General features: G+C 74.1%; 7 protein-coding genes. All 7 read right to left on the minus strand.

Going from position 1 to position 15,007, the window contains the following annotated elements; translation table 11 throughout:
* Positions 1-2: 2 nt before the first annotated feature.
* The gene (locus tag ACFY3I_RS06955) at positions 3-1,043 is read right to left on the minus strand and encodes a TauD/TfdA family dioxygenase (protein ID WP_390859705.1); all 1,041 of its coding nucleotides are present in this window, start codon (positions 1,041-1,043) and stop codon (positions 3-5) included.
* A gap of 12 nt (positions 1,044-1,055) precedes the next feature.
* Positions 1,056-1,265 (minus strand): MbtH family protein, encoded by a 210-nt coding sequence (locus tag ACFY3I_RS06960; protein WP_361300713.1) that lies wholly within the window; start codon positions 1,263-1,265, stop codon positions 1,056-1,058.
* A gap of 158 nt (positions 1,266-1,423) precedes the next feature.
* Positions 1,424-2,647: a cytochrome P450 gene (locus ACFY3I_RS06965; RefSeq protein ID WP_390859706.1), complete on the minus strand. Its 1,224-nt coding sequence runs from the start codon at positions 2,645-2,647 to the stop codon at positions 1,424-1,426.
* The gene (locus ACFY3I_RS06970; RefSeq protein WP_365295709.1) at positions 2,617-3,411 is read right to left on the minus strand and encodes a thioesterase domain-containing protein; all 795 of its coding nucleotides are present in this window, start codon (positions 3,409-3,411) and stop codon (positions 2,617-2,619) included. Before ACFY3I_RS06970 ends, ACFY3I_RS06965 begins: the two co-directional genes overlap by 31 nt.
* On the minus strand, positions 3,408-5,231 hold the full coding sequence (locus ACFY3I_RS06975; RefSeq protein ID WP_390859707.1) for a non-ribosomal peptide synthetase: 1,824 nt from the start codon (positions 5,229-5,231) through the stop codon (positions 3,408-3,410). Before ACFY3I_RS06975 ends, ACFY3I_RS06970 begins: the two co-directional genes overlap by 4 nt.
* Positions 5,228-9,820, minus strand: coding sequence for an amino acid adenylation domain-containing protein (locus tag ACFY3I_RS06980; RefSeq protein WP_390859708.1), 4,593 nt, complete (start codon positions 9,818-9,820; stop codon positions 5,228-5,230). The genes ACFY3I_RS06975 and ACFY3I_RS06980 overlap by 4 nt, the downstream gene beginning before the upstream one ends.
* Before the next feature lie 335 nt (positions 9,821-10,155).
* Positions 10,156-14,898, minus strand: coding sequence for an amino acid adenylation domain-containing protein (locus tag ACFY3I_RS06985; protein ID WP_390859709.1), 4,743 nt, complete (start codon positions 14,896-14,898; stop codon positions 10,156-10,158).
* Positions 14,899-15,007 lie beyond the last annotated feature (109 nt).

Here is a 15,007-nt window from a genome sequence, read left to right on the forward strand (position 1 = left end):
GGTCAGGCGGCGGGCAGGGGTACGGCGCCGGACGCGGCGGGGGCCACGCCGGGCCGGCAGTCCAGGACGTCGACGGGCGATCCCATGGCGACGGCGATCTTCCGGTCGCCGGCGAACGGGTCGCGGCCGTGGGCGGCGAGGATGTTGTCGACGAGCATCACGTCGCCCCGCTCCCAGGGCTCGCGGACGGTGGCGGCCTCGTAGGCGGCGTTGAGGGTGTCCACGTCCTCCTGGGTGAGGGGGGTTCCGTCGCCGACACCGGTGTTGAAGGGCAGGCCGTCGGGGCCGAACTCGTCGGTCAGGGCCTCGCGGATCATCGGGTCCAGGGACCACTCGTTCCAGAAGGCGAGATGGTTGAACCAGACCTCCTCGCCGGTCTCCGGGTGGGTGATCGTGCCGGGACGCAGCTGGCGGGTGCGCAGCCGGCCGTCCTCCCGCCACTCCCAGGAGACGAGGTTCTCCGCGCAGTACTCCTCGACCTGGTGCGGGTCGTCGGTCGCGAAGGCGGTGCGCCAGTCCAGGGACACGTACTCCGAGTAGTTCCGGGTGAGCGTCCAGCCGGTGGCACGCACCCGGTCCACGAGGTCGGCGGGCAGGCCGGCCAGGACCTTGCGGCAGTCGGCGACGGGGGTGGCGCCGCCCTCCGCGGGCGCGGTCAGGCAGGCGAAGAGCAGCTTGCCGGGGAAGGTCAGCGTGTAGCTGTTCTCGTTGTGCATGCGGATCGACTGGTGGGACGGCAGGTCGGTCGAGGAGAAGACCCCGTGGCCGTAGTCGCTGCGCGGGGTGGCCTTCTCCCGGTAGGGGGTGGGCTCGGGCAGGAGCACGTCCCTCACCCGGGCGACGTCCTCGCTGCCGGCGACCGGCAGGCCGCGCAGGAAGATCGTGCCGTGCTCGGCGAGGGCCGCCGCCAGCTGCGGGCCGTTGTCCCGGAGCCACCGGACGGCCGCGTCCATGTCGTGGACGCCGGTCACGCGGGTCAGGGCCGGGTGGCCGGGAGTCGTCTCCCAGCGCGGGGCGGTCGGTGCGGTCGGTGCGGTCGACATGGCGGAGCCTCCCTACCGGCCGAGGGCGGCGAGCAGGCTCGCCGGGCGGATGTCGGTCCAGTTCTCCTCGATCCAGGCGAGGCAGGCCTGCCGGTCGGCCTCGCCGAAGGCGACCGTCCAGCCGGCCGGGACGTCGATCCACGCGGGCCACAGGGAGTGCTGGTTCTCGTCGTTGACGAGGACCTTGTAGGTGCCGTTCTCGTCCTCGAAGGGATTCGTCATGATGGTCTTTCCTCCGTCGTGAGCGGGGCGGGAATTCGCGGTCTGGGAATTCCCGGACTTCCCGGAATTCCGCCCGGGTCGCGTTCCGTCCGGGCTTTTCGAAGTTATCGGCGACGGTCACCGCCGACAGGCAGGAGTTCCGGCAGGAGAGCGGAAGTTCAGCGGGCGATCAGCCGCACCGGGAAGTGGTCCAGGCCGAAGTTGATGATCGACCGGTTGAACTCGACGGGACCGGCCGGCTCGATCCGCTCGACGCGGTCCAGCAAGGCCGTGAAGAGCGCGGACAGCTCGGTCTTGGCCAGCGGCGCGCCGATGCAGTAGTGCGCGCCGAGCCCGAGGGCGACATGCCGGTTGGGGCTGCGGTCGAGCACGATGTCGTGCGGTCGGTCGAAGGCGGCCGGGTCGTGGTTGGCCGCCCAGGTCCACACGACGACCCGCTCGCCCCGCCGGATGTGGTGACCGCCCAGCACGGTGTCCTTGGTGACGGTGCGCAGGGTGTGCAGTCCGACCGAGGTCCAGCGCAGCAGTTCGTCCAGGGCCGGCCCCATGGCGGCCTCGCCGCTCTGCAGGCGGTGCCACAGCTCCGGGTGCCGTACCAGTGCGAGCAGCCCCATGACGGCGGTGTGCCGGACGGTCTGGACGCCGCCGACGACGATGTTGTCCAGGTTGAGGACCACGTCCTCGACGGGCAGCGGCCGTCCGGCGATCCGGTAGGTGGCCATCGTGCTGATGAGGTCGTCGCGGGGGTCGGCCCGCCGTTTCATGACCTGGTGCATGAGATACGGGATGAGCCGTTGGTGACCGGCTCTGCGCTCCTGCGCGGTGCGTCCGAGGAAGGCGTCGTCGCAGACCTGTACGACCATCTCGCGGTCCTGGTCCGGGACGTCGAGCAGGTCGCACATCACGGTCAGCGGCAGCGGGGAGACGACGTCGACGAGGTCGACCTCGCCGCGCTCCACGGCCGCGGCGACGATCCGGCGGGACAGCGCGGTGATGCCGTCGGCCGCGCCGCGGGCCCCGCCCGGTGAGAGGAACGGGTTGGCGGGGGCGCGGAGTTCGCGGTGCCGGGGCGGGTCGGTCAGGGCCATCATGCGGCCCGCGCCGACGGGTGTGTTCCCGGCTCCGGCCCCGAGCAGCGAGCCGCCCTCCGAGCTGTAGGTGGCCGCGTCCTTGAGGACCTCGACGGCCAGGTCGTAGGAGAGCACCGACCACACCGGCCCGTCGTCGGCGGTCTCGGTGCGCTGGACGGGGCCGGCCTCCCGCAGCCGGTCGACGACCGCGGGCAGGTCGGGGCGGGTCCACAGGCCGGGGTCGCTCAGGTCGACGGGCGCGGCCTGTGCGGCGGCGGGGGTCAGTGGACGAGGGGCTGTGCTCGTGGCCATCGGGGCTCCCTGGTGGTCGGTTCGGGCCGGTGCCCGACGATCGAGGTCAGCAGGCCCACCGGTCCGGGCCGTTGTACGGTCGCCAGCAGGTGTCCGCCGGGGACCACCGTCAGGCCGAAGGCACCCGAGGTGTGCTCCGCCCAGCCCGCGAGCAGGGCGGCGTCGAGCATCGGGTCGGCGTCGCCCGCCACGGCGTGCAGGGCGGTGTCGAGCAGCGGGGCGGGCCGGTGGCGGTAGGTGTCGCGCACCGCGAGGTCGCTGCGGATGGCCCGCAGCGCCAGCTCCCGCAACTCCGGCTCCGAGGCGACGAGTTCACCCATGCCGCAGGTCCGCAGCAGGTCCTCGGCGCCGTACTGCGGAGGGGTCGGGTCCGCCCAGGTGCCGGGGGCGGTGGCCGAGGCGGCGATCACCACCTCCGGGCGGTGCCCGGCGGGCAGGGCGCGCGCCACCTCGTAGGCGAGCAGGGATCCGAAGCTCTGTCCGTAGAACCCGAACCGGCCCGTCAGGTGCGGGAGCAGGGCGTCCGCCACGGTCCGCACCAGCAGGTCGAAGGTGGCGGGCATCGGGTGGCGGCTGCGGCCGCCCCGGGCCGGCATGCGCAGTGCCCACACCTCGGCGGCCGGGGCGATCGCCTGGGCCAGCGGGGTGAAGGCGGTGGCGTCACCGCCGGCGTGCGGGAAGCAGAACAGCCGGTAGGGCCGGTGCTCCTGGGGGGCGGGGACCAGCAGCCAGTCCCCCTCGGTGCGCGGCCGGCCGGTGCTCACCGGGCACCCGCCGCGCCGCCGACGAGGGCCGGCCGCCGGACCGCCGGGGCCTGCCGGGCCGTGCGCACCGCCTCGGTGAAGTCGGCGAGGTCGCGGGCGTCGAGGAGGTGGCGCAGCTGGAGTTCGACGCTCAGGGTTCGGCGGAGGATGTGGATGACCCGCAGCGCGGCCAGGGAGTGTCCGCCGAGGGTGAGGAAGTCGTCGTCGGGGCGGATGTCGTCGCGGCCGAGTACGGTCCGCCAGACGTCGGCGACCTGTTCCGCGAGGTCGGTCGCCGCCGGGTCGGCGGACCGCGGCCGGCTCGGGGCGGCCGGCGCCGGGGCGGGCAGCGCGGCGTGGTCGAGCTTGCCGTTGGGGGTGAGCGGCAGCGCGTCGAGGACGACGGCCGCGGCCGGGACCATGTGGGCGGGCAGCAGGGTGCGGGCGTGGGCCAGGATCTCGTCGCCGGCCGGGCCCGGGGTGCCGGTGGTGACGTAGGCGATGAGCCGCTGGTCACCGGGGGCGGCCTCGTGGACCTTGACGGCGGCCTCGCGGATGTGCGGATGGCGCGTCAGGGCGTCCTCGATCTCGCCGGGTTCGATGCGGAAGCCGCGCAGTTTGAGCTGCCGGTCGGCCCGGCCCGCGAACTCCAGGGCGCCGTCGGGGCCGCGGCGGGCCAGGTCGCCGGTGCGGTACATGCGCGCGCCCGGGACGGTGGGGCAGGCCACGAAGCGCTCGGCGGTCAGGCCCGGGCGCCCGACGTAGCCGTGGGCGACGGCCGGACCGGAGACGTAGAGTTCGCCGGTGTCACCGGGGGCCACCGGCCGCAGTGCCCGGTCCAGCAGGTGCACGGTGACGGCGGGCAGCGCGTCGCCGATGTGCGGGCGGGGCCCGGCGATCCGGGTGGCGGTGGAGTCGACGGTGCACTCGGTGGGGCCGTACAGGTTGAGGGCGTCGGTTCCGGCGGCGGTGATCTCGTCCCAGGTCGCCTGCGGTACGGGTTCGCCGCCCATGAACAGCCGGACCCGGCGGGCGGTCAGCGGCTCGCGGAGCAGCTCCCAGTGGGACGGGGTGAGGTCCAGGTCGGTGACGCCGTGCTCGTCGAGCAGGGCGGCCAGCCGGGCCGGATCGGTACGGGTCCTGTCGTCCACCACGACGACGGTGTCGCCCCGGCACACGCGCGCCCACTGCTGGACCGAGGCGTCGAAGGAGACGCTCGCGCTCCAGCCGACCACGCCCGGCCCGGACCGGTACATGCCGCGTTCCTCCAGGCCTGCCAGCAGGGCGGCGACTCCGCCGCGGGTGGCCTCGACGCCCTTGGGGCGGCCGGTGGAGCCCGAGGTGTGGATGACGTAGGCGGCGTCCCGCGCGGTGACCGGGGTGTCCGGGCCGGGTTCGCCCGTCGCGTCCGGGCCGAGGACCGGGACACCGCCGGGCAGCGGGACCGCGCCCGGCTCGGTGGTGAGCAGCAGGGACAGGCCCGCGTCCTCGGCCATGAACGCCAGCCGCTCCCGGGGGTAGGCGGGGTCGAGGGGTACGTAGGCAGCTCCGGCCCGCCACACGGCGAGCAGCGCCACCGGCAGGTCGGTGGTGCGGGGCAGGTGGATGCCGACCCGGTCGCCGCGCCGGATGCCGTGGGCGCGCAGCGCGCCGGCCAGCTCGGCGGTGCGGCGGGCGAGTCCCGCGTAGTCGAGCCGGCCGTCGGCGGCCACGACCGCGGTGCGGTCGGGGGTGGCGTCGACGGCGGCCAGGAACCGGGCCAGCGGGTCGACCGGACGGAGGTGGTGGGTGTCGTTCATGGGGTTCGTCTCGCTCTCTTGTCGGTCTGCGACGTTGGTCATAGGGCCGCGTCCATCTCCCGCAGCGCCGTCTCGTAGGCGTCGAGGAAGGCCTCGGCGAGTGCGTCGGGCACCACGGACCGCTGGTGGTCGACGGCCAGCAGGACGCGGTCGGAGACGGGGTCCTGGATCAGGGAGGCGCCGAAGGCGAAGCTGTTGGGTTCGTGGCGCATGGTGGGCTCGCAGCCGATCCGGTCGTCCTCGATCCGCGCGCCGCCGAGATGTCCGAGGGCGTGGAAGCGCAGGAAGCCGAACTGGCTGTCCAGCCGGGTGCCGGTCATCAGCCGGGCCAGGCGGGCGACCGGGACCCGCCGGTGCGGCATCATGTCGAGTTCCTCGCGGTGCACCTCGCGCACCAGCGCCAGCGGATCGCCGTCGTCGGTGCCGGTTCCGGCGACCAGGGGAACGGTGTTGAGGAACAGCCCGTACACCTCCGTGCCGCCGCGCCGCTCCAGGCGGCCGTTCACCGCCAGACCCGTGGTGATCCGCCGGCGCCCGGTGATCGCGCGGAGCGCGTGCACATGGGCGGCGAGGGCCACGGACTTGACGGGGACGCCGGTGGCGTCGGCGACGCGGCGCAGCCGGCCGGGTGCCTCGGGCAGCACCCGTTCGACGGTGCGGGCCAGTTCATGGGTCTCGCCGGCCGCGTCCCACAGCTCGCCGCTGACGCCGTCGAGCTTGTCGCGCCAGTACGCGAGGGACGCGGGGTCGGCCGCAGCCTCCCGTTCGACGGCCACGAAGTCCCGGTAGCGGGAGCCGGGCGCGGCGGCCGGGGCACTGTCCTTGTCGGCCGACAACTCCGAGTGCCGCTCCAGGAGTTCGGCCAGGAACGAGGTGAAGCTCCAGCCGTCGAGGATCGCGTGGTGCTCGGAGACGGTGAGCTGGAAGGCGGTGTCGGCCAGCCGCTGCACGGTGATCCGGAACAGCGGCGGTTCCAGCAGGTCGAAGGGGGTACGGCGGTGGTGCTCGAAGACGTCCGTGATCGCCGCGTCCCGCTCGCCGTCGTCCAGTCGCCTCAGGTCGTCGAAGGTGACGGGCGGGGCCAGCTCGCCGTGCACGAGCTGGAGGGGTTCGGTGTAGCCGGAGATGTCCAGGCCGGTGCGGAGCACGGGGTGGCGGGTCATCGCCTCGGTCACGGCCCGGCGGAACGCCGTCTCGTCGAGCGGTGCCTTGATCCGGTAGCTGTTGACGTTGTGGTAGCTGTCGGTGGATCCGGCGATCTCCATGTGGAAGACCATGCTGAGCTGCATCGACACCATCGGGTAGGCGTCCACGACGGTGACCGGGAGTTCGGCCCGGGTCTCGGCGTCCACCAGTGAGAAGGGTCCGTCGGCGGTGTCCGCACCGGCCACCGGGCGGGCCAGTGGCGCGAGCGCCGCGATGGTCGGCGCGTTGAAGACGTCCCGCAGGGTGACCGCCCAGCCGGCCTCGTGCAGTTCTCCGGAGAGCTGCACGGCGCGGATCGAGTCGCCGCCGAGGTGGAAGAAGTCGTCGTGCACCCCGATGCCGGTGACGCCGAGGACCCGTGACCAGACGGCCTCGAAGTCCCGTTCGGTGTCGTCTCGGGGAGCCACGTGCCCGCCCGTGGAGCCGGTGGGCGCGGTGCCGTGCGGGCTCGGGTCGGGCAGGGCTCGGCGGTCGACCTTGCCGTTGACGGTCAGCGGCAGGGTGTCCAGGACGGTGACCGTCGCCGGGATCATGTAGTCGGGCAGGGAGCGGGCCAGGAACCCGCGCATCCCGGCGGGCTCGCGGCCGGTGACGTAGGCGGCCAGGCGCTGCTCGTGGACGGTGACCACGCAGGTGTCCACGTCGGGATGGGCGGCCAACGCGTTCTCGATCTCGCCGAGTTCGATGCGGAAGCCGCGCAGCTTCACCTGGAAGTCGGCGCGCCCCAGGTACTCCAGACCGCCGCCGGGAAGCCGCCTGGCCACGTCTCCGGTGCGGTACATCCGGGCGCCGGGGACGGTGGCGTGGGGGTCGGCGACGAACCGTCCGGCGGTCAGGCCCGGCCGGTCCCAGTAGCCGTGGGCGAGGCTGCCGCCGCCGATGTAGAGCTCGCCGGGGACGCCGACCGGGCAGGGCCGCAGCCAGTCGTCGAGGACCGTCGCGGCGAGGTGCGGCATCGGTGTGCCGATCAGGCTGCGGTCGAAGTCGTCGGTGCCGGGACCGAGGTCGTGGGTGGTGACGTGGACGGTGGTCTCGGTGATCCCGTACAGGTTGCACAGCCGGGCCGGGGGCAGCGGGTCCAGGGCGTTCCAGCGCCGTACCACGGCGGGGTCGAGCGCCTCGCCGCCGAGCATGATCTGCCTCAGCTCGGGCAGGGCGCGCGGCCGTTGCCGCAGGGCGAGTTCGAGCTGGCGCAGCGCGGAGGGGGTGAGGCACAGGAACGAGACGCGTTCGCCGGCCAGCAGTTCGGTGAACTCCTCGGGCGAGCGACTGGTCAGGTACGGCACCACGACCAGCCGTCCGCCGTGCAGGAGGGCACCCCACAGCTCCCAGACCGTCCAGTCGAAGGCGTAGCTGTGGAAGAGGGTCCACACCTCGTCCGGGCCGAAGGCGAAGTGGGCGGCGCCCGCCTCCATCAGCCGGGTGACGTGTTCGTGGGCGACCGCCACGCCCTTGGGGCGGCCGGTGGAGCCGGAGGTGAAGATGATGTACGCGGTGTCCGAGGAACGGATTCGCGGTGCGGGCCTGGTGGCCGGGTGGACCGCCGACTCGCGCTCCCCCAGGGTCGGTTCGACGAGCTCCCAGGGGCCTTCCGGGACCCGGTCGGACCGGTCCGTGACGACGACCCGGACCCCGGTGTCCCCGAAGACCATCGCCGCCCGGCCGGCGGGGGCGGTCAGGTCCACGGGCACGTAGGCCGCGCCCGCCTTCAGTACACCGAGCACCGAGACGGGGATCTCCTGCGTGCGGTCGAGCAGCAGGCCGACCCGGTCGCCGGGGCGGACACCGCGGGCGATCAGCGCGTGCGCCAGCCGGTTGGCCCGCTCGTCCAGTTCCGTGTAGGTCAGGGACAGGTCGCCGAAGGTGAGGGCCGTACGGCCGGGGTGCGCGTCGACGGCGTCCTCGAACAGCCGGTGCAGGAGGCGTCCCTCGGGTATGCGGACAGGGGCGGCGGGTGGCCGCCGGTCGGCCGCGCGCGTCAGTTCCCGTACGGTGCGGCCGGTGTCGTCCAGGGCGGCGGCCAGCAGGGCCCGCCAGTCCTCGGTCATCCGGCGCACCGTCGCGGTGTCGAAGAGGGCGGAGCTGAACTCGACCTCGCCGCGCAGCTCGCCGTCGTCGTAGACGGAACAGGTCAGGTCGAACTTGCTGGTGCCGTTGGAGTACACCCGCCGGTCCGCCGAGGCGGGCCCGAACGCCAGCGGGGCCCGGTTCTCGGTGTGCGAGCCGAACACCACCTGGACGAGCGGCGGATGGGCGGAAGAGCGGTCCGGGGCGAGCTGGTCGACGATCGTGTCGAACGGCAGGTCCAGATAGCCGTACGCCTCGAAGGCCACGTCGGACACGTGGGCGAGCAGCTCGCGGAAGGTGGTGCGGGCGCCGAGCCGGATCCGCAGCGGCAGGAGGTTGACGAAGTAGCCGACCAGGTTCTCCAGTTCGGGCCGGTCGCGGGTGGTGACCGGGGTGCCGATCACCATGTCCTCGGCCCCGGTGTGGCGGTTCACCAGCAGTGCGAAGGCGGCCAGCTGCACGATGAACGGCGTCACGCCCTCGCTCTCGGCCAGCGCGCGCACCCGGGCCGCGGTGCCGGCCGGCAGGGCGAACGGCTCGGTGCGGCCGAGGTGGTCGCGCTCGGCCGGGCGCGGCCGGTCGGCGGGCAGCTCCAGCAGGCCGGGAGCGCCGTCCAGCCGGTCCTTCCAGTAGGCCAGGTGCCCCTCGAAGGTGCGGCCCTGCTCCTCGGCGGCGAAGTCCGCGTATTGGAGGGTCAGTTCGGGCAGCCTGGGCGCCCGGTGTTCGGTGAGGGCGGTGTAGGTCTCGGCCAGTTCCGTCTCGAAGACGTCGGCCGACCAGCCGTCCCAGACGATGTGGTGGACGACGAGGACGACGGTGGTCTCGGTGTCGGACCGCAGCAGGGCCGACGCCCTCAGGAGAGGCCCGGCGGCGAGGTCGAACGGGGCCGCGGCCTCGGCGGCGAGCCGCTCTCCGGCCCGGCGCTCCCGCTCGTCCGCGGGCAGGTCCCGCAGGTCTACGACGGTCAGCGGGATGTCGGCGGCGGGGTGCACGAGTTGGACGGGGCCCTCGGGGCGCAGGGTGAAGGTGGTGCGCAGCGCCTCGTGGCGGGCCACGACCGAGTCGAGGGCGCGTCGCAGGAGCGCGGTGTCCAGGGGGCCGGTGAACTCGAAGACCCAGGGGGTGTTGTAGGTGGCGGTCCCGGGGTGCCAGCGGTCCAGGAACCACAGACCTCGCTGGAGTCCGGACAGGGGTGCGGGCCTTGGCGGGGCCGCAGTGGGCTCCCGGGTGGATGCCGAGGCCGAGGCCGGTGCCGAGGCGGACGCCGGCACGGATGCGGGGGCGTGGGCGGGAGCCGGGGTTGGGATCGGGGGCGGAGTGGGATCGGGCGGCGGGGCCGTGTCCGTGGGCGAACTCACTGTCGGTCAGCCTTCCTTGTCGGGGAGCGGAGGTACCGGTCGTCGTGGGGCCGGCGGCGGAGCGGTGGCCGTGAGCGGCCGGGGCGCAGGACGCGGCGAGCTGCCCGCCCGGCGCGGAACACGCCCGCGGCCTGCGGAGGACGCGCCCCCAGCGGCACCGTGCACACGCCCGCGGAACACGTCCCCCCACCGGCGCGGAACACGTCCCCGCCGACGCGGTGCACGCCCGCGGCCGACGCGGGAAACGCGCGTGGCGTCGGCGTCGCGGGCCCGGCGCCGTCGCGTGCCCGGTGCTGGACGCGCCAGGCACGCGGGGCGCGCCGGGCACACCGGGCTCAGGCCGGCAGCAGTTCGGCGATCGCGCTCACCGTCCTGGCCCGGAACACCCATTGCGGGGGGACGCGGGTGCCGGTCTCCCGGGACAGCCGCATCGCCACGCGCACGGCCGACAGGGAGTTGCCGCCGATCCGGAAGAAGCTGTCGTGACGGCCCACCTCGTCCAGGCCGAGGATCTCCCGCATCACGTCGGCCACCAGGCGTTCCCGGCCGACCAGTTCCCCGCCCGTCCCCTCGCTCCCGTCCCGGTCCGGTCCGGCGGCGGTCACCGCCGCCGGGGCGGGCAGGGCGCGGCGGTCGGCCTTGCCGTTGGCGTTCAGGGGCAGCTCGGCCAGGACGTCGACGGTGGCGGGGAGCATGTACTCCGGCAGCCGTCCGGACAGGTACCGGAGGAGGTCGTCGGGGCCGGCCGGCGCCGAGCCGTCGGAGACGGTCGTGACGTAGGCGGCGAGCCGCCGGTCCCCGGGGGCGGGCTCGTACAGGGTGACGACGGCCTCCCGTACCCCCGGGTGACGGGTGAGCACGTCCTCGATCTCGCCGGGTTCCACCCGGAAGCCCCTGATCTTGACCTGGTCGTCGGCCCGCCCGGTGATCTCCAGCGTGCCGTCCGCCGTGCGGCGCCCGAGGTCCCCGGTCCGGTACAGCCGTCCCCCGTAGCCGCCGGGATCGGCGACGAAGCGGGTGGCGGTGAGACCGGGACGGCCTGTGTAGCCGAGGGCCAGGCCGCATCCGGAGGTGTAGAGCTCGCCGGTGACACCGGTCCCGGCGGGGCGCAGGGTCTCGTCGAGGACGAGGACGTCCTTGCCGTGGAGCGGCAGGCCGATGGGGATGGAGGCGGTGGTGACGTCCGCGGGCACGACGGTGTGGCAGGTGGTGAGGCCGAGGCTCTCGACGGGGCCGTAGCCGTTGGCGACCCGGAGGCCGGGGAACATCTCCAGCGCCTTGGCGACGTGGGTCACCGAGGCCCGCTCCCCGGCGGTGAAGGCGGTGCGCAGTCCGGCGAAGGTGTCCGGGAACTCCTCCAGGAGGAAGTTGAAAAGACTCGCGGAGAGCTGGAGTTGGGTGACCCCGTGCCGGCGGGTCAGCTCGGCGACGGTCTGCGGGTCGGGTCGCTGGCCGGGCTGGAGGACACACGTCCCGCCGAACATCAGGGCGCCGTACAGCTCCAGCGCGAAGGCGTCCCAGGAGACCGGGGAGCACTGCAGCCAGACCTCGTCCGGGCCGAACCGGGCGTAGTCCTGGCCGGCGTAGGTGCCGGTCAGGGCGCGGTGCGGCACGGCCACGCCCTTCGGGCGGCCGGTGGAGCCGGAGGTGAACATCACACAGGCCAGGTCGTCGCCGGTGACGGGCAGACCGAGGTCGTGCTCCGGCCGGCGGGCCAGCTCCCCCGCCACGGCGTCCAGGTCGGTGTGCGCGCCCGGCCAGGCGAAGGGGACCTCGTGGCCGCGGTGGGTGATCAGGTGTGCGGCGCCGCTGTCGGCGGCCGCCCCGGCGAGCCGCTCGGCCGGGAAGTCGGGGTCCAGCAGGGTGTATCCGGCGCCGGTCTTCAGCGCCGCGAGCAGGGCCACGACGAGGTCGATGCCGCGTTCGACGAGCACGGCGACGACCGTGCCGCGCCCGGCACCCTGTTCGGCGAGGTGGCGGGCGAGGCGGTTGGCCCGCGCGTTGAGCTGCCCGTAGGTGAGTTCCCGGTCGCCGGCGATCAGCGCGGTGGCGTGCGGGGTCCGGGCGGCGGCCGCCTCGAACAGGGTGTGCGCGGGTGCGGCGACGGCCGCGGCCAGTGTGCCCAGCCAGCCGTCGCAGAGTTCCGCCATGGTGCGCGCGTCGAACAGGTCGCTGTCGTACTCGAACCGGCCGGTGAATCCGGTGCCCAGGTCGTCCACGGAGACCGACAGGTCGAACCGGGAGACGCCCTGCATGTGGAGTTCGCGCGTGACGGAGATGCCGTCGACCTCCAGCGGCCGGGTGTCCAGCGGATGCAGTTCGAGCAGGACCTGGCAGAGCGGGTTGCGGTCCCGGGGCGGCTCGGTGACGACCCGGTCGACGATCGCGTCGAAGGGGGCGTCCTGGTTGCGGTAGGCGCCCACCGAGACGTCCCGGACATGGCGTACGAGGTCACGGAAGGGCAGGCCGGGGTCGACGCGCAGCCGCAGCGGCAGCAGGTTGACGAAGTAGCCGATGAGTCCGGACGCTCCGGCCCGGCCGCGTACGTTCACCGGTGACCCGAGGACCATGTCCCGCTCCCCCGAGCGCCGGTGCAGCGTGGTCGCCAGCGCGGCCAGCAGCACCATGAACGGGGTGGCGTCCTCCTCGCGGGCCAGCTCGCGCACCGCGCGTGCCACCGGCTCCGGCATGGTGAAGCCGTGATGAGCGCCCCGGAACGCCTGCTGTTCGGGGCGGGGGTGGTCGGTGGGCAGCGCGGCGGCCTGCGGCGCGTCCGCCAGCTGCCGTTCCCAGTAGTCGAGTTGGGCGTCGGTGGCGGAGGCCACGGCGTCGTCGTACTGCCAGGCGCTGTAGTCGGCGTACTGGGCGTCTAGTTCGGCCAGCCGGTGCGGGCGGCCGGCCCGCAACGCCTCGTAGACCTCCTTGAGTTCGGTCTCCAGGACCGGCAGCGAGCCCTCGTCCCACACGATGTGGTGCAGGACCAGCAGGAGCACGGTCCCGCCGTCGGGCGCGCACAGGGCGTGGGCGCGCAGCAGTGGCCCGGTCTCCAGGTCGAACGGCTCCACGGCGGCCGCCGCGATCAGCTCCGCGGTCCGCTCGCCGGGGGCCTCGACGACGGTGAACGGCACGGTGACGCCGTCCCGGACGACCTGTACCGGGCCGGTGTCGCCGAGGACGAAGCAGGTGCGCAGGCTCTCGTGCCGGGCCACCACGGTCTCCAGCGCCCGCCGCAGCAGGCCGAGGTCGGGTGCCGTATCGAAGCGGAACACCCAGGGCACGTTGTAGGTGGCGGAGCCCGGGTTCCACTGGTCGAGGAACCACAGGCCGCGCTGGTACGCCGACAGGGGCGCCTCGGTGCGCCCGGAGCGGGTCAGGGCCGGGAGCCGCTCGCCCTCGGGAGCGGTGGCCACCGCGGCGAACTCGGCGAGCGTCGGGGCCTCGAAGATCGCGTACGGGGAGACCACGCCGAAGACGTCCGCGACCCTTCCGACGACGCGTACCGCGGTGAGGGAGTCGCCACCGAGGTGGAAGAAGTTGTCGTGGACGCCGACTTCGGGCACGCCGAGCACGTCCGACCAGACCCCGGCGAGCAGCCGCTCGGCCTCGGTGCGCGGAGCGACGTACCCGTCCCGGACCGGTCGCTCGCCGGCGCCGGGGTCCGGCAGGGCGGCCCGGTCGATCTTGCCGCCCGGGGTCAGCGGGAAGGCGTCCAGGACGGTGAGGCTGCCCGGGATCATGTGCTCGGGCAGCCGGTCCGCCAGGTGGGCGCGTATCTCGCGGTACTCCGGCGGCACCGGCGCGCCGGTGGTGGCGTACGCGGCGAGCCGGCCCTCGTGGGCGGTGACCACGCAGGCGGCGACCGACGGGTGGGCGGCCAGGGCCTGTTCGACCTCGCCGGGCTCCACCCGGAAGCCGCGGACCTTCACCTGGTGGTCGGCGCGTCCGACGAACTCCAGGGCGCCGAGGACCCGTCGTACCAGGTCACCGGTGCGGTACATCCGGGCGCCGGGGGCGGCCGGGAACGGGTCGGCCACGAAGCGCTCGGCGGTGGGCGCCGGACGGCCCCAGTATCCGGAGGCCAACAGCGGCCCGCCGACGTAGAGTTCGCCGACGGTTCCGTCGGGCACCGGACGCAGCGCGTCGTCCAGCACGTACAGGGCGCGGTCGCCGAGCGCCTCGCCGATGGGGACACGGCGCTCGCCGTCGGCCGGGTCCGCCGGCACGTGCACGTCATGGACGGTCGCGGTGATCGTCGTCTCGGTCGGTCCGTACGCGTTGAGCAGCGGGACGCCGGTGAGTTCGTGCCAGGCGGCGGCCGTCTCGGGGTAGAGCCGGTCGCTGCCGGAGATCATCAGGCGCAGGGAGGCGGGGACTCCTGCGCCGGTCCGCAGCGCGGTGACGACCTCCTGGAAGTATCCGGCTGACAGGTTGGCGACCGTGACCCGCTCGGCCGCCAGCAGGTCGAGCAGCTCACCGGCGGCGAGCAGTGCGCGCTCCGGTACCACCAGGCAGGCGCCGGTGGTCAGGGCCGTCAGGACCTGCTCGACCGCCACGTCCACGGAGGGCCGGGCCATGTGCAGGACGACGTCCTGGTCGGTGATGCCGAACCGGGCGGTGGCGGCCTCGACGTGCCGGGCCAGCACCGACTCGGAGACGTGCACGCCCTTCGGGCGGCCGGTGGTGCCGGAGGTGTGGACGAGGTAGCCGGAGCCGCCGGCCCGGTCACCTCCCGCGTCTCCGGTGGCGGGTGCGGCGCGGGTGAGTCCACCGTGGGTCAGGAAGGCCGTCGCCCCGGCGTCCCGGACGATGAACTCCGCGCGCTCCGCCGGTGCGTCGGCGTCGACCGCCAGGTGGATCCCGCCGGCCCGCAGCACGGCGAGCAGTCCGACCACGTGGTCGAGGCGGTCCCGGCCGGACACGGCGACCACCTCGCCCGGCGCGATGTCCGCCGCCAGGGCTGCGGTCAGCCCGTCGAGTTCGGCGTAGGTGAGGGTCCGGCCCGCGGCGCGCACGGCGGGCCTGCCGGAATGGCGGCGTACGGCCGCCGCGAATGCGAAGGGAATACCGCGTGAGGACATGGGTTCACCCCGATGATGGAAAAGCCCGCGGAATGGGCGACGCGAGAAACGCTAGGTCGCGCGCACCCGGCGGACGGGCAGATGGAGAGGAAGAAGAAAGGCAATATCG

It is taken from the genome of Streptomyces sp. NPDC001068 (genome assembly GCF_042897315.1).
GTDB lineage: Bacteria > Actinomycetota > Actinomycetes > Streptomycetales > Streptomycetaceae > Streptomyces.

What these genes read in the sequence shown, in the direction of transcription:
- ACFY3I_RS06960 (WP_361300713.1), bottom strand. Translation starts at nt 1,265, where the DNA reads ATGACGAATCCCTTCGAGGACGAGAACGGCACCTACAAGGTCCTCGTC.
- ACFY3I_RS06975 (WP_390859707.1), bottom strand. Translation starts at nt 5,231, where the DNA reads ATGACCAACGTCGCAGACCGACAAGAGAGCGAGACGAACCCCATGAAC.
- ACFY3I_RS06955 (WP_390859705.1), bottom strand. Translation starts at nt 1,043, where the DNA reads ATGTCGACCGCACCGACCGCACCGACCGCCCCGCGCTGGGAGACGACT.
- ACFY3I_RS06985 (WP_390859709.1), bottom strand. Translation starts at nt 14,898, where the DNA reads ATGTCCTCACGCGGTATTCCCTTCGCATTCGCGGCGGCCGTACGCCGC.
- ACFY3I_RS06965 (WP_390859706.1), bottom strand. Translation starts at nt 2,647, where the DNA reads ATGGCCACGAGCACAGCCCCTCGTCCACTGACCCCCGCCGCCGCACAG.